The following is an 18,088-nucleotide window of genomic DNA, read 5'->3' as shown; positions in this document are numbered from 1 at the left end:
GGCATCACCTAATGTAAAGGACTCTAAAGCTTAATTCATTTATATAGTATATTCTATTTTCGTTTGTTGTTTCCTTTTTTTCATGAAAGGAATATTAACTACCCCAAAAACAAGACAAAAAATAACATAAAAAAGTATTTTGTATTTATCAGTATACACATAAATTAAGAAAAGCGCCCATAATTGGACGCTCTTAAAGATAATTAATCTTGATTAATCATTTCTTCATATTTTTCAGCAGACATTAACTCTTCATATTCTGAAGTGTTAGAAGCCTCAACAACTACCATCCAAGCTTTTTCGTATGGTGATTCGTTTACGAATTCTGGATTATCATCTAGGTCTGAGTTTACTTCAACAACTTTCCCACTAATAGGAGCATAAAGTTCAGAAACTGTTTTTACAGACTCAACGCTACCAAATGGCTCGTTTACTGTAATATCATCGCCTACTTCTGGTAACTCAACAAAAACGATATCTCCAAGCTCTGATTGTGCAAAATGAGTAATACCGATATAGTACTTATTACCTTCAACTCTTACCCACTCATGTTCTTCTGAATAACGTAATTCTTTTGGAATTGACATTGTGAATCCTCCTCGATTAATTACCATAATTTATGTTATTTTATAACCAAACTTTTTCAAATACTTCTTCGTTAAAACCAACTGTCGCTTTATCTCCGTTAAAAAGAAGCGGTCTTTTGATCAGTTTGCCATCTGAACTTAAAAGTTCTAGAAGCTCTTCTTCAGTTTTAGTTGGAATAACATCCTTCAAGCCAAGTTCTCGGTATTTTACACCACTTGTATTAAATAGTTTATTAATAGGAATCCCACTCGCTTTTAAAACATCAGCAAGTAGTTCCTTTGAAGGCGGATTTAACGTAATATCAACTGCTTCCACAGTTACATTATGTTCTTTAAGCCAAGAAGCAGCTTTTCGACAAGTTCCACACTTTGGATATGTATAAAAAATGATACTCATATTAGCAACTCCTCCCATTTTCTATTTTATCACAGTAAATAAGTGAGTTAAAATAGTTCGGTTAGAAAATTCTGTTATAAATTGTCATTTATAAATATTATAACAACATTCGACAATATTAACTAGTTAAACGTTCGGTTATTTTTAAATTTATTACGGTATTTTTTTTATATCTTAACTATCATTCGTATTTCCAAGGTAGGTTTACTCAACCATTAATGATGACAATTTAATAGAATTTAGAAATAACCTATATTAGTATGTCATATCTGAAGTTAAATTATCCTATTTTTACCATGTAATAGTATAATGATTGGATCAAAAATAGCAATTCATAAAAAAACTGCCAATCTCTATGAAAGGCAGTTTTTCTAGTCTTAAACTGTGTAACGCTCAGCAGCTAATACACCAGCAGCGATTTCACGCTTTTTAGCAATTACGTTAATTGGCGTGTGTCGAGTAAATTTACGAAGTGCAGAAGTCATCATTCGTAAAGAATCTCCTGACTCAACAGCAACTAAAGTTTCTTTTGCATGAGCCTCAATCTCATTGAACGCTTCTTGACAGAATACTTGAGTGTAAAGTAGTTTTTGGTTCGATTTTTCTACGCCTACTTTGTTGATTGCTTTTTCTGTACGAAGAATTGCAGATTCCATTGCATAAATATTGCTTGCAATATCAGCAATGTTTACTAAGATTTCTTGCTCTCTTTCTAATGCTTTACCGAATTTTTGAGCAGCTAATCCTGCAATCATGATTCCGATTTTTTTCGCATTACGTAGTAAATGCTTTTCTTGTTCAAGTGGCGCATCGCCTACTTCTGAAGGCATAAACATCATAAGCTCTTCTTGAATTGCTTGAGCTTGTTGAAGTAAAGGTAATTCACCTTTCATTGCTTTACGTAAGAATGTACCTGGTACGATTAATCGGTTAATTTCATTTGTACCTTCAAAGATACGGTTAATACGAGAATCACGATAAATGCGCTCAATTTCATATTCTGCCATGAAACCATAACCACCATGAATTTGAACACCTTCGTCAGCTACATAGTCTAAAACTTCTGAACCGAAGAATTTATTTAATGAACACTCAATTGCATATTCAGAAACAGCAGCAGCTACTGCTTTAGGATCTTTTGCTTGTTCCTCAGTTAATTGACTGAAACGGTCTTCAAATAAACCAACTGTACGATATACTGAACTTTCATTTGCATAAATTTTCGTAGCCATATTCGCTAATTTTTCTTGAATTAAGCTAAATTTAGCGATTGGTGTTTTAAACTGTTGACGTTGGTTTGCATAAGTTGCAGATAATTCTAATGCACGTTTAGAAGATCCAACAGTACCTACAGCTAATTTGTAACGACCAATATTTAAAATGTTAAATGCAATGACATGACCTTTTCCTACTTCACCTAAAAGATTTTCTACTGGTACTGCAACATCTTCTAAAATTAAAGTACGAGTAGAAGATGATTTAATACCCATTTTCTTTTCCTCTGGGCTAGTTGAAACGCCAGAATAGTTTCTTTCAACGATAAATGTAGAGAAATGCTCACCATCAATTTTTGCATATACAACGAATACATCTGCAAATGCAGAGTTAGTGATCCATTGTTTTTCACCGTTTAAGATATAATGAGTACCTTCAGCATTTAATTTCGCTGTTGTTTTCGCTCCTAATGCGTCAGAACCTGAACCTGGTTCTGTTAACGCGTATGCAGCTAATTTTTCACCAGTAGCTAAATCAGGTAAATAACGTTTCTTTTGATCTTCGTTACCGAATAAAACGATTGGAAGTGATCCAATTCCAACATGCGCTCCATGAGTAATTGCAAAACCACCAGCTAAAGAAAACTTCTCTGAAATTAATGAAGAACTAATTTTATCTAATGCAATGCCACCATATTCTTCTGGAATATCAGCAGCAAGTAAGCCTAGCTCACCAGCTTGCTTTAATAAACGTACAGAACGCTCGAATTCATGCTTCTCTAAATACTCTAATTCTGGTAAAACTTCATTTACAACAAACTCTTCAGTTGTCTTCGCAATTAATTTGTGCTCATCAGTATAATCCTCTGGAGTAAAAATTTTATCAAAAGTGATTTCTTCTGTTAAAAAGCTTCCGCCTTTAATGACACTACCGATTGTTTTTTCCATCATTACTTCCTCCTGTTTTCTTGTCATTTATTTTGTTTTCCAATGTTTTTATTAAATTAATTCAAATACTCCAGCAGCACCCATTCCGCCACCGATACACATTGTTACTACACCGAACTGCTCTCCACGACGCTTCATTTCATGTAATAGAGATAGTGTTAATTTTGCACCAGTACAACCAAGCGGATGTCCTAATGCAATTGCACCACCGTTTACGTTTACTTTATTTTCATCTAAACCTAAATGACGCATTACTTGAATTGACTGTGAAGCAAATGCTTCGTTTAGCTCAAATAATCCGATATCAGATAAACTTAACCCTGCTAGTTTAAGAGCTTTTGGAATTGCTTCAACTGGACCAATTCCCATCACTTCTGGTGCTACACCTGCAACTGCAAATGAACGGAATTTTAACAGTGGACTTAATCCTTCTGCTTCAGCTTTTTCACGATCCATTACTAATACAGCAGCAGCGCCATCACTTGTTTGTGAAGAGTTACCAGCAGTCACTGATCCTCTTACATTAAATGCTGGACGTAATTTTGCTAAAATCTCAGAAGTTGTACCTTCACGTACACCCTCATCTTGAGAAAAAGTAAACCTTTTCTCTTCTAATTTGTTGTTAGAGTTAATCGAACGTAGCGCTACATCAACTGGAACAATTTCATCCACAAAGCGACCTTCACGAATTGCTGCAGCTGCTTTTTGATGGCTTCGAACCGCAAATGCATCTTGGTCTTCACGAGAAATCCCATAGCGATTAGCTACTTGCTCAGCAGTATGTCCCATGCCCATATAATATTCAGGTGCGTTTTCTACTAATCTACTATTTGGACGAATGACATGTCCTGACATTGGTACTAAACTCATCGATTCAGCACCACCAGCTATCGCTGCTTCTGAGTGACCTAACATAATTCGCTCTGCAGCATACGCTATACTTTGTAAACCTGACGAACAATAACGATTGATTGTGATAGCTGGTACTGTATTTGGTAATCCAGCAAGTGCTCCAATATTTCGTGCCATATTTAAGCCTTGTTCAGCTTCAGGCATTGCACATCCAAAAATTAAATCATCAATTGGACCATCATAATTACCAGCACGTTTTAGTGTTTCTTTTACTACTAATGCTCCTAAATCATCTGGTCGAACTGTTGCAAGTGAACCTTTTTTCGATTTGCCTACAGGTGTTCTTGCACCTGCTACAATGACAGCTTCTCTCATGTTCTTCCCTCCATCTCCGATTAGTTACGTAACGGTTTTCCTTTTACAAGCATGTGCTGCATACGAGCTTGTGACTTCATTTCAGTGATTAAGCTTAAGAATGCTTCTCGTTCAATGTCTAATAAATATTGCTCATCAACTTTTGTACCGAATGGAACTTTACCACCAGCAATCACATAAGCTAATTTTTTTGCAATTGTTAAATCATGCTCACTAATATATCCAGATTGATACATTGCTTGAGCACCTAATAATAATGTTGCATAGCCTGTTTCACCAACAACAGGAACTTTCTCACGTATTGGCGCACTATAGCCAGCTTCATATAATTCTAGAACTCGTTGTTTTGCTTCATAAATTAAATGATCCGCATTAAACACTTTACGATCATTGTGATTTAAGAATCCGTTTTCAAAAGCTTCTTGTGCAGATGTAGACACTTTAGCCATCGCCACTGTTTCAAACACTCGGTTTGCTAAAGTTTGCAAGTCAAACTGTACACCTTCTGGGAATTGTTTTAATTGTTTCATATAAAGCTCTTTACTACCGCCACCGCCAGGAATTAATCCTACGCCAACTTCAACTAATCCCATATAAGTCTCGGAAGATGCAACAATACTAGATGCCGGTAAACAAATCTCTGAACCTCCACCAAGTGTCATTCCATATGGAGCTACTACTACTGGTTTATCAGAGTATTTGATTTTCATCATTGCGTTTTGGAAGCCTTTAACAACCATTTCAATTTCAAAGTAGTTATCATCTTGAGCTTCCATTAGAATCATTGCTAAATTTGCTCCAACACAGAAGTTCTTAGCTTGATTTCCAATGACTAACCCTTTGTAATTTTTAGATACTTCCTCAACTGCGAAGTTAATCATTTGTGTAATATCCATACCGATTGCGTTACTCTTTGTATGGAACTCTAAACAAGCAACACCATCTCCAAGGTCAATTAAACTTGCACCAGAATTTTTCTTAATGATACGACCTTGTTCTTTTAAAGCGCTAAGTTTAATTTCTTTTTCATTTCGCTCTAATTGAACATATTCCCCATTATGATAGAAACTAACAACACCATTATCTTGTTTGTAGAAGCTATCATTACCATTATCTAACAGATCCTTCACCCAACTAGGAACAGAAATCCCTTCGCTTTCCATGCGGACAACTGACTTAGAAACACCAATTGCATCCCAAATCTCAAAAGGACCTAAATCCCATCCAAATCCCCATTTCATTGCTTGGTCAATTCCTACAATATTATCTGAAATCTCACCAGTTAATTGAGCAGAGTACGCTAATACTGGACTAATAATACTCCATAGGAAGTTTCCAGCTCTATCATCAGCGTATACAAGCGCTTTCAACTTATTTGATAAACCTTTTACTTGTTTAACAGTTTCAGTAGAAACAGTCGTTAATTTTTTTCTTGCACCATATTCAAAAGTAGCTGGATCTAGTTCTAAAATTTCCTTACCTTGTTTTAAGAAGAATCCTTGACCGCTCTTACTTCCTAACCATTTACGATCTGCCATTTCCTTCATAAACTCTGGAACCTTGAATACTTCTTTTTCTTCGCCTTCTACTAAGTCATAAACATTATTTGCAACATGGATAAATGTATCTAATCCAACTACATCTAACGTACGGAAAGTAGCACTAGATGGACGGCCAATCATCGGACCAGTAATTGAATCTACTTCACCAACGCTATATCCACCTTTAAGCATCTCACGAACTGTTACAAGTAACCCGTAAGTTCCGATTCTGTTCCCGATAAAGTTAGGTGTATCCTTCGCAAGTACAACCCCTTTACCTAAAACATCTTCACCAAATTTTTTCATAAATGACAGTACTTCATGAGATGTATGTTGTGTAGGAATTACTTCTAATAATTTTAAGTATCTAGGTGGATTAAAAAAGTGTGTGCCTAAGAAATGTTTTTTAAAGTCTTCAGAACAATCTTCAGACATTGCTTCAATTGAAATTCCTGATGTGTTAGAGCTTATGATTGATCCAGGCTTACGAACTGCATCAACTTTTGCTAATACTTGTTTTTTTATCGCTAAATTTTCAACTACTACCTCAATGACCCAGTCAACTTCACTTAAACGACTCATGTCATCTTCAAAATTTCCAGCTTCAATTAAAGCTAAATTTTTCTTTGAGGCTAGAGGAGCTGGTTTTTGTTTTAATAATTTTTGAATAGCCGTTTGACTAAAACGATTACGAAATTCTTTAGATTGGGTAGTAAGACCTTTTGCAGTATCTTCCTCAGATAATTCTCTTGGAACAATATCAAGAAGTAATGTTGGAATACCTATATTCGCTAAGTGTGCTGCAATACCTGAACCCATCACACCCGAGCCGAGTACAGCGGCTTTTTTAATTCTTTGGATCATATGCATTTCTCCTCCTTGTTTCTTGAATGAATACTCATTCACTTTCAAGATAGAATTTCCCCATCGCAAATGAGCTCTACTTTCACTATATGCTAAATTCTAATTTTTCGCAATAAACAAAAAGTTTAAATTAATATTTTTTTATTTTTAGCCAATCCCTTTTTACTAATAAGATTACTGTATTAGGTTAGTCTAATGAATGGAGGTGATTACTATGCGACGGAAGAGAAATCCATCTAAGGGTGCAGTTAGTGCAGCAAGTGTACAAGGAAATGCAGGTCATGGAGATCAAAAGCAGGAAAAAGGAAAACAAAGTAACAACCAGCAGTACGGACGAGAAAATATGGGTCAATAAGAATATTTTTTTACTAAGGTTTTTTCCATAGACTAGGACCATGAAATAATAAAAAATAATGTTGTTTTGTTTTTGAATTTATATTAAGGTCGATTCACAAATAATCCTGTATAAAAAGAAAAAAGAGACTGTTGAAATAAGGATCTCGGACAATCCTCTTTTCAGCAGTCTCTTTCAATTCATTATTTACTGAACATACCTTTTAACACGAAAGCTACGTTAGCTGGACGTTCAGCTAAACGACGCATGAAGTATCCATACCAGTCAGTACCATAAGGCACGTAAACACGCATATTATAGCCTTCTTTAACAAGCTCTAATTGGCGTTCAACACGAATACCATATAACATTTGGAATTCGAACTGATCGTTAGGGATATTATGTTCTTTTACTAATTGCTTAGTATATTCAATCATAGCTTCATCGTGAGAAGCAATCGCAGTAAAGTTACCGTTTAATAAGTGCATTTTAATGATTTTTTTGAAGTTCTCATCAACGTCTTTTTTGTCTGGGAATGCAACTTCTGCAGGTTCTTTATATGCACCTTTAACTAGACGTAAGTTTGGATTTAAACTATTTAAATCATTGATATCGTTTTCAGTTCTGTATAAATAAGCTTGAATTACAGTACCGATATTATCGTACTCAGATTTTAATTGTTTAAATATGCGAATTGTTTTTTCACAACGAGTAAAGTCTTCCATATCAATCGTTACAAACACATTGTGTTTTGTAGCAACTTCAAGAATTCGACGCATATTTCCTAATACAAGCTCGTCCGAAATATCAAGACCCATTGAAGTCATCTTTAATGAAAGTTGTGAATTTAAATTATTTTTGCCGATTGCTTCAATTGCTTCGATACAATGATCAGTCATTTCGTTTGCTTCTTCAACCGTATCAACGAATTCACCTAAATAATCAATTGTAACCTTTAAATCTTTTTTATTTAAATCTTGGATTACTCTAGTTGCTAAATCAATTGTTTCCCCAGCAACGAAACGAGCTGCACCAAAACGAAGACCGTATTTCTTTGCCATCTTCGTTAAAAATTTATTTTTTGACATGAATAAAAAAGTATTTTTCATCAATTGTTCCATCTCTTAACCCCCAAATTCTTAAATCGTACTTCTCTCTCTATCTAATACTAATGTATCATTTAATGAATATCGTTAAAACATTTTTTTAGCAAATTGTCGAATTTTGTGTAAACTAAAAACGCTTTCTAAATATTATATTATCATAACTTTAGTCATCAGTCATCCATACGACGTCCTAAAACTTATTACCTATTTTTTCTTATTTGCTATTTCGTCTCGGTGTTGTTCATTTAATGTTTTTATTTCTTTAATTAAATGAACCATTTCTTCCTTCGCTTCTGGGTATGTTTCATTCCAATGTTTCGCCAATGGAGGCATAGATTTAGATATATATGTGTACATGATCCACTTCTCTACTTTTTCTTGTTTTTCCTCAGACCATTCTCCAAGCATTAATTCTGTATATTTCTTAATTAGTGCTTCAAATTTTTGTTCAAATTCCTTTTGCATAAAACTCACCTCTCCTACATACTGCATAACTTTTTAAAATGTATTCTGATACACGAAATTATATTATACATTCGCAAATAATAAAAATAGATGAATGCTAGTTTATTAATTACATTTTCATACTATATCGCATAATTTCTCATTTCACACATTGTACACACTTTCACAAACTTCCAATGAATATTGTCTTTATACTAGATGGTGTAACTATTTATAATAAGCAATGTATTGGAGTGATCATCTTGGAACGGGATAGTATTCAGTATTGCATCGAATTGGCTCTTAAAAAAAAGAATGTATTAGATCAAAATATATATAAATATGTAACTCGTGCAGCATTGGCTTCTATTTATATTAGTTTTATTTTAATTGTGTGCTTAAAATTAGCAGAAGTTTTCCGACTACAAGAATCTCTATTCACTTCAGTAGCCTATCCTTTTGTTTTCGCCACAGCACTCGTTATGATTATATATGGCGGTGGAGAACTTTTTACTAGTAATACAATGTATTTTACAATCTCTACGTTGGCTAAAAAAACAAGCAAAATTGATTTAATCAGAAACTGGATTGCATGTTACTCTGGTAATATTTTAGGATGTATTGTCTTTGCCGTCTTGTACTACTTTACTGGTTTATCCAAGGAATTTCCAATAGATCATTACTTAACAAATGTTGTTGATCACAAGATACACGCTTCTTTTATTCAATTGTTTTTTAAAGGAGTATTATGTAATTGGCTTGTTTGTCTTGCTTGTTTTTTACCAACAAGATTAAAAGACGATATGGCAAAAATGGTCATAATTTTCTTATTGGTATTTGCGTTCTTTTTTTCTGGTTATGAACATAGTGTAGCAAATATTGCCGTTTTTACATTAGCATCAATTATGCCTCATGATATAGCATTTACTTTTAGTAATGTTTTACACAATTTAGTTCCAGTTACTTTAGGTAATATTGTTGGTGGTTCTATCGGTGTTGGCGTTTGTTATTATTACTTAAACAATCGTAGCTCTGTAAATCATGAAAAATTAAAACAAATTTCATAAAGAATGATTTTTACCTAAACCTGTCCAAAAACTAAGTAGACAGGTTTTTTCGTGCAAATCTATATTTAATATGGTAATAATGTGATTATATATGAAAATTTTACCTTTTTTGGTGGTGACAAAATGAAGTATAATAAATTCGTTTATTTTATCATGATTAGTTCATTTTTGTGTTTTTTACTATTAACTTATGGATTTATAAAAGGTGCATACACAGTTTTAAATCCTCAGAAAAGCAAACTGATTGTTAGCCAAGAAAATGACACAAAACAAAGTATTCATAAGAAAGATTCAATTATGATTGTTTCATTAGGCGATTCAATTACTCGTGGGGTTGGTGATGATGAAGGACAAGGTTATGTAAGAAGAGTGAAAGAAACACTTGAAAAAGACTATGACCAATCCTCAACAATCTCTAATTTAGCAGTAAGTGGTGCAAAAACTTCAGATTTAGTCGTTCAACTTAAAAATAAAAGCGTACAAGAAGCAATTCGTTCTGCCGACACTATTATGCTCTCAATCGGAGGTAATGATTTATTTCCAGGAGCAGAACAACTAAATCAACAATTCTTACAATCTTATCGACCTGACGAAAAAACATTTCAGAAAAATCTTCAAGCGATCTTTCAACAAATACGAAAACAAAACCAGTCTGCACCTATCTATGCATTGGGTTATTACAACCCTTTTCATAATGTAGAAGGCCTAGATGCCTCTTCAAGCTTCGTTTCAAAATGGAATGAAATATTAGAACAGACAGTACTTCAGCTCGATAATGCATATGTTATACCTACTTTCGATTTATTCTACAACGAAGAAGAAAAATATTTATACACAGATCACTTCCATCCAAACAAAGCCGGATACATTGAAATGGCCAATCGCTTATCTAAAAAAATAGGAAGCCAGCTTCGAGGTGAGAAAAATGAGTAAAGTATTAAAAGTAGAAAATGTTTCTAAAGTCATAAAAGGCAAAGTACTAGTTGACAATATTTCGTTTGAAGTTAACCAAGGAGAGGTCTTTGGATTTTTAGGACCAAACGGAGCTGGAAAAACAACAACAATTCGAATGCTGGTTGGGTTAATTTCTCCATCAAAAGGAAAAATCGAGGTTGCTGGTTATCAAGTCAAAACTCACTTCAAAGAAGCGATGGAGGAAATTGGTTGTATTGTTGAAAATCCTGAGCTCTATGGTTACTTAACTGGATGGGAAAACCTTATACAGTTCGCTAGAATGTTACATATAACAGACGAGTTAAAAATCAATGAAGTAGTAAAGCTAGTAAAATTAGATGAAAGAATACATGAAAAAGTAAAAAATTATTCTCTTGGTATGAAACAAAGACTTGGAATTGCTCAAGCACTATTAGGTGATCCAAAGCTGCTTATTTTAGATGAACCTACAAATGGTTTAGATCCAGCTGGAATTCGTGAATTAAGAGAATTTATACATATGCTTGTAAAACAACATCATATCAGTGTGTTTATTTCAAGCCACTTACTTAGCGAAATTGAAATGATCTGTGACCGAGTCGGCATTATTAATAAAGGAAAAATGGTCAGAGTTTCTACAGTAAAAGAACTTGTTGAAGAAGCTGCTGAACGAGTTGAATGGAAAGTATCACCTGTGAGTAGTGCGCAAGAATTACTTTCTAATGATCCGTCCATTCAAGATGTTGTTCAAAAGGATGAAGTGATACAATGTCGCATGTCACCTGAAAAAATCCATGATTATATTCAGCTTTTTATAAATGAGTCAATACAAGTTAACGGGGTTCGTACAATGTCCGTAACATTAGAAGATTTATTTATGGAAATAACGGGAGGCGAAGCACTTGGCTGAATTAATAAGACTCGTCTTTAATGAAATTGAAAAAATGGTTCGTAAAAAAAGAATACTAGTCATTTTCCTAATTCTATCTGTCCTTATCCCGATTTTTGTCTATGCTCAGCTACAGCAAACGCAAGAAACAATTAAACGCTTAGGGACTGATGATTGGAAGGTTGCACTTCAACAAAAGATTGTTGATCAACAAAACCGCTTAAATTCATCCGGTATTCCTGAAGAATGGAAAAGCTGGTTAAAGGTCCAAATTGATCAAGAACAATACTACTTAGATAATAATATTAATCCTACAACACCTGGCGCACCGACATTCATTCGAGAGCTAATAGAACAAAGTATCGGGTGGTTACTACTACCTTTACTCGTAATGGTGATTACAATTGACATTGTCTCCGGTGAAAGAAGTGATGGAACAATCAAACTCTTACTCACACGGCCTGTTAAGCGATGGAAGGTTTTACTTAGTAAATGTATTTCAATTTATTTATTAATATCATTTCTAATCGTTTTATATGGTTTGATGGCTTATCTCGTTTCTGGGTTTGTATTTAGCTTTAAAGGATGGACTGTTCCTGTCTTAACTGGTTTTGTCATTAAAAATAACAATTTAATAACGGATTCAGTTCAACTGATACCTCAATGGAAATATGTCATTATGGCTTTTGGACTAGCGTGGTTTGTTTGTATCATTATTGGAACATTATCATTTATGGTTTCTGTGCTAGTACGAACAACACCAGCTGCGATGGGGATTATGCTAGCGGCTTTAATTACAGGAAGTGTTTTAAGTGGACTTGCAACATCATGGTCAGGTGCAAAATACTTCTTTAGTGTAAATCTTGGTCTTACTGATTATTTACAAGGTCAATTACCTTCAATAGAAGGACTGAATATGCAGTTCTCTCTCATCAATCTATCAGTTTGGGGAATAGCTGCTTTACTCATTGGATTTATTACGTTTATTAAACAAGATATGTTAGGTTAATACTAATTTTGTACTTAGCTACAAATAAAAGGTGACACTTTTAAGCGTCACCTTTTTAATTTATCATCTAAATTTACTCTTAGGTTCAACATGAATATGTGTATATTGAATACTGTGTTGCTCGTGTAGAATCATTTCGATTTGATCCGTAATGCTATGACTTTTGCTTACGTCGATTCCACCATCAACTTCTATGACTACATCGGCAATTGTTGTATTCCCATACATCCTTGCTCTTAAGTCGACAACTTTAAATACGCCTGGTACTTTTTCCACCGTTTCAGTAAATAACACCATTTCATCTGGATCAAAGCCGTCGGTTAATGAGTGGGAAGCTTCATAAAAAATCTCCCATGCTGTCTTGCATATGATACCACCAACAATGATTGCCACAATTGGATCTATAATTGGGTAGCCAAAAGATGCTCCTAATACACCTATCGTCGTTCCAAAGCTGACTAATGCATCTGATAAATTGTCCTTTGCCGATGCTTCAAGTCCTTTACTTTTGGTTTTTTTGGCGATTTTATTATTATAAAAGTAAATCCCAATCATAAAAATCCCAGAAGCAAATGCAACAATCGCCGCCAAATGACTCGGTGTTTCATATTCTCCTTTTATCAAAAGTCTTACATTTTCTATAATGACTTGTAAGCCTACTGACATCATTATAAAGGAAGCTATTAATGTAGCAATTTGCTCAGCCCTTGAATGACCATATGGATGATCTAGATCTCTTGGCTTTCTAGCAATTTTAATCCCGATAAACACAGCTAATGATGCCCCAATATCCGTCACGTTGTTAAGACCATCTGCAAGTAATGCACTAGAGTTTGTTCTAAAACTAACAATTACTTTAACTGCTGCTAGAATTAAATAAGCAAAAATACTTAAAAAAGCTGCCGTATCTAGTTGTTTTTGAAGACTTTTATCCATATAAACACTCCGCTCTACTTTGAAACTTATCTCTCAATTTTTCTCATTTATTTATCATTCCCATAAATGACTGTTTCCATCGTTACATAAGTAGAAAAAATAAAACCAGAACCTATGTAATAAACACATAGAATCTGGTTTGTTTCGATCATAAAGATAATTGAAGTTAATTTATTATAGTGGTTTTGGGTTATAGCTAGAACCTGTTAAATCAGTTAAGTCACAAACTGCTTGCCATAACTCAGGATAAAATTCAAATCGTACTGCTCGCTCTAATGCTTCAGCAGGTACTCCTTTTAAGCTCTTCGTATTCATTCCAATCATTCTTCTAACAAGTTGGATATGCTGTCTACGGAAAGTTTGGAAGCTTTCATCAAAGGCAGTCAGTTCTTGCATCAGCTGGAATAATTCAAAATGAGTTGATGCATTTTGATGTAATTGAACTGGTGTTAATAAGTTTTCATTTAGTAAATCTACAAATGGCTGCCAAAGTGTTGGTCCTAATCTTAAGATTTCATTAAATCCAGGTGAATCTTGACCGCTTCCTCTACCTAATGCTAAACGAATAATATGGTAATCACTTGGACTTACAGCCTTCACCATATCAAAAACTGCTGGTAAATGTTTTAGGTGATTATTAATACGACCAAGATGATGGATTGCTCTTGTTACTTCCTTTGCACGCATATGTTGATCTGCTGCATGGATTGATTGAATGATTAATTTAAAATGTAACTCAGCAATTTGATGTATCGTTTGAAATGTTAATTCATCAGGACAAAATAATTCAGCGTCTGGCTTTTGTAAACTTAATAACTCTTCTGTTCGGATGTATTTCTCATAATCAGTTAATTTCTTTTGCTCTTGTGTCATTTTTCATATCCCCCTAAACGTATTTACGTAAAACTGCACGAACTGGACTTCCGTCTGCATCGGTTAATGGTAAAGGTAATGCTATCAGTTCATAGTCCCCTTCACTAACACTTCGTAAGTCAATTGACTCTAATATGTGTATTCCATTTTCATGTAGCGCATGATGTGCAACTAATTCTTTACTATCAAGTGGATCTACTGAAGGTACATCTATACCTAATAATTTAATTCCATTTTCTTTTAAAAACGCTGCTACGTCTTTTTCAATATGAGGTATACTTTCTGGGAAAGCGTTATCATTTTTCCATGAATTTGTTTTAATTAATAATCGTTTTACACCATTTAATGAAAATGCCTCTAAGTCTACTTTTTTAATACTCTCAACACCTGGTAATTCAATAACCCTCGCTTCACCTACATACAGATTTGGATCCAGGTCAATTACCCTTTTACCGTTTTCATCAAAATGAAAAGGCGCATCGATATGCGTTCCAGTATGTGTGCTTAACGTTAATTTACCAACATTCACTGAACCACTTTCTTCTTTTGTCCAGCTTAGTTCAAATGAGAAATTAGTATCACCTGGCCATACAGGCATTCCATTTTGTAATCTTCTTGAGATATCAATTAAAGACATTCCATACAACTCCTAAGCAATAATTTCTCGTTCATTATGGAATTGTTCATATTGCTTTTCCACCATGATTTTCTTTAATATTTGTACACTATTCCAAATATCAACATATGAAGTATAGAAGGCAATTGGAGCTAACCTAATTACGTTTGGTGCACGAAAATCTGGAACAATTCCGTCCAATTTTAATGCTTTACAAATCCTTGCTGCATCCTCATGCTCAAGACAAACATGGCCACCACGAGAAACATCATCGAGTGGATTTCCAATCGTAAATTCAAACTCACCTAATTCTTCATTAATTAAGTTCATTAAATAAGCTGTACTTTGTAATGATTTTTCTCGAACTCGTTCAATTGTCACTTCATTAAATAGTTCAAGTGAGCCCGCTAAAGGAGCCATGCTTAAAATATGTGGAGTTCCAATTTGATAAGCTCCGACTGTTTGAGCAGGTGAAAACTCATGCTTCATATCAAACTGCTTTTCTTTATCTGAACCAAACCAACCAGTCAAGCCCGGCATTTTTCCTAAATGTTTTTCATGTACGAATAAACTTCCAACCCCACCTGGGCCACTGTTTAAATATTTATAATTACACCAATATGCAAAATCTACATCCCAATCATGAAGTTTATGTGGAATCGCTCCGACTGAATGACAGCCATCAAAACCAATCAAAATTCCACGTTCATGAGCTGCCTTTGTTAAACGCTCTATATCCAGCAATTGGCCACTTCGATATAAAACGGTTGGCAAGATAATTAAAGCTATTTCTTCGGTCATCTCATTTATAATATCTTCTTCATTAATCGTTCTACCATCACGGCTCTTCACTCGAATTAAATGAGTTTCTGGATCGAAACCTTTTAACTTTAATTGACTTTGAATCGCATAAATATCAGATGGAAAATTTAATTCATCAGCTAATATTTTCGTTTTATTCCCACTTGGTTGATAAAAAGTTGCAATTAACTGATGTAGATTAGTGGTTGTAGAACCTGTAACGATTACTTCATCTTCTTTTGCTCCGACTAATGGCGCACTTAACGCACCTAGTTTTTCTGCAAAATAATACCAAGGGTACTCCCCTTGCATCCAGCCATCGATGGCTAAGTTTTTCCAAGAAGCTAATAAATCTAGTAAACTTTGCTCTGCCCTTCTTGAAAGAAGTCCAAGAGAATTTCCATCTAAGTAAATTGTATTAGGTTGTAGATAAAATTCATTACGATAGTTAGCTAAAGAATCTTTTTGATCTAGAATCTCAGCAAATTCTTTTGTTGCTTGAAACATCCTCTTTACCTCCTAACAATTAAATAACTTATATATTAAAGGTATTGTAGTTTGATAACTGATGTCAATATTTTCTGAATATAATTTCTAATAAAAAAATAAGGGACTAGAACGCTATGTGTGTTCACATCGGTTCAAGTCACCTTCATATAAAATATTATTTGTTACCTAATCTTCTTACACATGTAAATCACGCTTATTATAAAATAAGAAGGTGACAAAAGTTAATGTAATGATCGAAATGATTGAAATTGCAACAAATGCTATGTCAAAACCTCCACCATACATGATATTTTTCGCCTCAAAATATTTAAATGGTGACAGATACTTTAATATTTCTATTTTCTCATTCAAGTCAATTGCAATCGATAAAATAAATGTTAGTAAGAGAATACCAGTAGAATACGAGGCTGCCTTTTTAGAATTTTTACTTACTGCTGCAATCGCAGTACCAATTACTAAAAATAATAACTGTAAAATAAACATTCCAGTCATTACGATGGCGATATCTCCATTCACCTGTTCACCATTACTATATTTCCCAACAAACAGAACACTTGATATCCAAGAAACCAGATTAAAAATTAGTACATTCGTGAGAGCACTTAACAATTTATACATGATTATACTTGTTCTAGATATCGGTTTTACAAATATAAATTCCGCTGTTTTATCACGTTCTTCTTTTGCAATGATATTAGCTCCTAGCATGGCTGCATGAATCGTTGCCATTAAAAATAAATAGAGTACTAGAATCCCAAAATAACCACTCGCTTTTGATAAATCAAATGCACCCGAACCTACAATTGCTTGAAATGATTTAGGCATTTCAGCAAACAAATCATTTATCTCACCATTAGCCGCTGTAGCTTTATATTTTGCCATCCCACTCGCCAATAAGAAAATGATTCCTATACTCCAAAATATGATAGATTTTCGATAAGCTTTCATTTCTCTAAGAAATATATTCATGTCTACCCATCCTTTTACATTCATTTATACCGCGTGTACATCCTTTTTTGTATAAATGAAATAACTAACAATGATTGAAACAAGTATGATTCCGACTGTAACGATTAAATATGCAAATTCAAATTTTGAATGAGCGATAATATACTTAGGATCAAAATATTTAAAAGGTGATAAATACCGTTTTGCCTGACTACTATCACCAGAAACAACCATACCGATTACAAAAAAAGCGAATACTGTACCTAGAGAAACTGAAAGTACTGCTTTTAATTTAGAAAAAATAACTGAAACTAAAATACCCAATGTCAAAAAAATGAGTTGAAGGAAGAATAAAGTGATTGATACTAAAAATAATAACTTACTACTAAAAGCTGCTTCAGTAACTTGCCCTGCCATTATATAAACTGTTGCGAGGTAAAACACATTTGTAATCATTAATGAAGTTATCCCTGCCAATAGTTTTGAAGTTAATACTTTTGTTCGAGTAACTGGCTTTGTTAATAGAAAATCTGCAGTCTTTTCACGCATTTCCTTTGAAACAATTGATGTTCCTAATATCATTGCCTGAATTGATCCACAAAGGGTGATATATAAAAAGATGTAAGAATAGAATCCTAGAATTGATCCAAAACTCTCAAGCTCAAGACCAAGTGCTTTTCTTACTCCTTCAGGATATCCCTCCAGCACTTTTGAAAATTCCAAGTAATCTTTAGAAATAGAAGGAAACATTAATAAAAAGAAGATAACAATCCCCATTAAAGAACAGGTCCAAATAATCGTGGTTTTCCGATAAGCTTTTAATTCATGAAAAAATATATTCATA

The 18,088-nt window shown here is 33.9% G+C and carries 18 protein-coding genes; 5 read left to right on the top strand and 13 right to left on the bottom strand.

Annotation, left to right across the window (positions count from 1 at the left end):
* Positions 1-203: 203 nt before the first annotated feature.
* The 5 genes from gcvH to ACX6U0_RS17180 all read right to left on the bottom strand — a co-directional run bounded on the left by gcvH (position 204) and on the right by ACX6U0_RS17180 (position 6,775).
* Complete coding sequence (gene gcvH / locus ACX6U0_RS17200) at positions 204-587, bottom strand: glycine cleavage system protein GcvH (RefSeq protein ID WP_464961100.1); 384 nt, start codon at positions 585-587, stop codon at positions 204-206.
* Positions 588-627: 40 nt separating this feature from the next.
* Complete coding sequence (locus ACX6U0_RS17195; protein ID WP_464961099.1) at positions 628-984, bottom strand: arsenate reductase family protein; 357 nt, start codon at positions 982-984, stop codon at positions 628-630.
* A gap of 377 nt (positions 985-1,361) precedes the next feature.
* Positions 1,362-3,146 (bottom strand): acyl-CoA dehydrogenase family protein, encoded by a 1,785-nt coding sequence (locus ACX6U0_RS17190; RefSeq protein WP_464961098.1) that lies wholly within the window; start codon positions 3,144-3,146, stop codon positions 1,362-1,364.
* 51 nt (positions 3,147-3,197) lie between these two features.
* Positions 3,198-4,373: an acetyl-CoA C-acetyltransferase gene (locus ACX6U0_RS17185; protein ID WP_464961097.1), complete on the bottom strand. Its 1,176-nt coding sequence runs from the start codon at positions 4,371-4,373 to the stop codon at positions 3,198-3,200.
* Positions 4,374-4,393: 20 nt separating this feature from the next.
* Positions 4,394-6,775, bottom strand: a complete 2,382-nt coding sequence (locus ACX6U0_RS17180) for a 3-hydroxyacyl-CoA dehydrogenase/enoyl-CoA hydratase family protein (RefSeq protein WP_464961158.1) — start codon at positions 6,773-6,775, stop codon at positions 4,394-4,396.
* Positions 6,776-6,992: 217 nt separating this feature from the next.
* Here ACX6U0_RS17180 and ACX6U0_RS17175 point away from each other — a divergent pair, with 217 nt between their 5' ends.
* Positions 6,993-7,133: a YuzL family protein gene (locus tag ACX6U0_RS17175; RefSeq protein ID WP_464961096.1), complete on the top strand. Its 141-nt coding sequence runs from the start codon at positions 6,993-6,995 to the stop codon at positions 7,131-7,133.
* Positions 7,134-7,315: 182 nt separating this feature from the next.
* On the opposite strand, the gene ACX6U0_RS17170 is transcribed toward ACX6U0_RS17175, so the two are convergent.
* Both ACX6U0_RS17170 and ACX6U0_RS17165 read right to left on the bottom strand, forming a co-directional pair.
* On the bottom strand, positions 7,316-8,233 hold the full coding sequence (locus ACX6U0_RS17170) for a proline dehydrogenase family protein (RefSeq protein ID WP_464961095.1): 918 nt from the start codon (positions 8,231-8,233) through the stop codon (positions 7,316-7,318).
* 189 nt (positions 8,234-8,422) lie between these two features.
* On the bottom strand, positions 8,423-8,683 hold the full coding sequence (locus ACX6U0_RS17165) for a DUF2573 family protein (RefSeq protein ID WP_464961094.1): 261 nt from the start codon (positions 8,681-8,683) through the stop codon (positions 8,423-8,425).
* Positions 8,684-8,925: 242 nt separating this feature from the next.
* Here ACX6U0_RS17165 and ACX6U0_RS17160 point away from each other — a divergent pair, with 242 nt between their 5' ends.
* The 4 genes from ACX6U0_RS17160 (at position 8,926) to ACX6U0_RS17145 (ending at position 12,560) form a co-directional block, all read left to right on the top strand.
* The gene (locus tag ACX6U0_RS17160; RefSeq protein ID WP_464961093.1) at positions 8,926-9,729 is read left to right on the top strand and encodes a formate/nitrite transporter family protein; all 804 of its coding nucleotides are present in this window, start codon (positions 8,926-8,928) and stop codon (positions 9,727-9,729) included.
* A 123-nt stretch (positions 9,730-9,852) separates the two neighbouring features.
* Complete coding sequence (locus ACX6U0_RS17155; RefSeq protein ID WP_464961092.1) at positions 9,853-10,662, top strand: GDSL-type esterase/lipase family protein; 810 nt, start codon at positions 9,853-9,855, stop codon at positions 10,660-10,662.
* A complete protein-coding gene (locus ACX6U0_RS17150; protein WP_464961091.1) occupies positions 10,655-11,572 on the top strand; it encodes an ABC transporter ATP-binding protein in 918 nt (305 codons plus the stop codon). Before ACX6U0_RS17155 ends, ACX6U0_RS17150 begins: the two co-directional genes overlap by 8 nt.
* Positions 11,565-12,560 carry an ABC transporter permease subunit gene (locus tag ACX6U0_RS17145; RefSeq protein WP_464961090.1) on the top strand — a complete coding sequence of 332 codons (996 nt, stop codon included), beginning with the start codon at positions 11,565-11,567 and terminating at the stop codon, positions 12,558-12,560. Before ACX6U0_RS17150 ends, ACX6U0_RS17145 begins: the two co-directional genes overlap by 8 nt.
* A gap of 63 nt (positions 12,561-12,623) precedes the next feature.
* On the opposite strand, the gene ACX6U0_RS17140 is transcribed toward ACX6U0_RS17145, so the two are convergent.
* From ACX6U0_RS17140 to ACX6U0_RS17115, 6 genes are all read right to left on the bottom strand, one after another.
* On the bottom strand, positions 12,624-13,496 hold the full coding sequence (locus ACX6U0_RS17140) for a cation diffusion facilitator family transporter (protein WP_464961089.1): 873 nt from the start codon (positions 13,494-13,496) through the stop codon (positions 12,624-12,626).
* A gap of 174 nt (positions 13,497-13,670) precedes the next feature.
* Positions 13,671-14,369, bottom strand: a complete 699-nt coding sequence (locus ACX6U0_RS17135) for a tryptophan 2,3-dioxygenase family protein (RefSeq protein ID WP_464961088.1) — start codon at positions 14,367-14,369, stop codon at positions 13,671-13,673.
* Positions 14,370-14,382: 13 nt separating this feature from the next.
* Positions 14,383-15,006: an arylformamidase gene (kynB, locus tag ACX6U0_RS17130; RefSeq protein WP_464961087.1), complete on the bottom strand. Its 624-nt coding sequence runs from the start codon at positions 15,004-15,006 to the stop codon at positions 14,383-14,385.
* Positions 15,007-15,018: 12 nt separating this feature from the next.
* Complete coding sequence (gene kynU / locus ACX6U0_RS17125) at positions 15,019-16,293, bottom strand: kynureninase (protein WP_464961086.1); 1,275 nt, start codon at positions 16,291-16,293, stop codon at positions 15,019-15,021.
* Positions 16,294-16,470: 177 nt separating this feature from the next.
* Positions 16,471-17,265 (bottom strand): ABC transporter permease subunit, encoded by a 795-nt coding sequence (locus tag ACX6U0_RS17120; protein WP_464961085.1) that lies wholly within the window; start codon positions 17,263-17,265, stop codon positions 16,471-16,473.
* Between the two features lie 24 nt (positions 17,266-17,289).
* On the bottom strand, positions 17,290-18,087 hold the full coding sequence (locus ACX6U0_RS17115; RefSeq protein ID WP_464961084.1) for an ABC transporter permease subunit: 798 nt from the start codon (positions 18,085-18,087) through the stop codon (positions 17,290-17,292).
* Between the last annotated feature and the right edge of the window lies 1 nt (position 18,088).

The organism is Gottfriedia sp. ABJ_BB2_2 (assembly GCF_055484705.1).
This window is presented reverse-complemented; position numbering and strand designations above follow the sequence as displayed.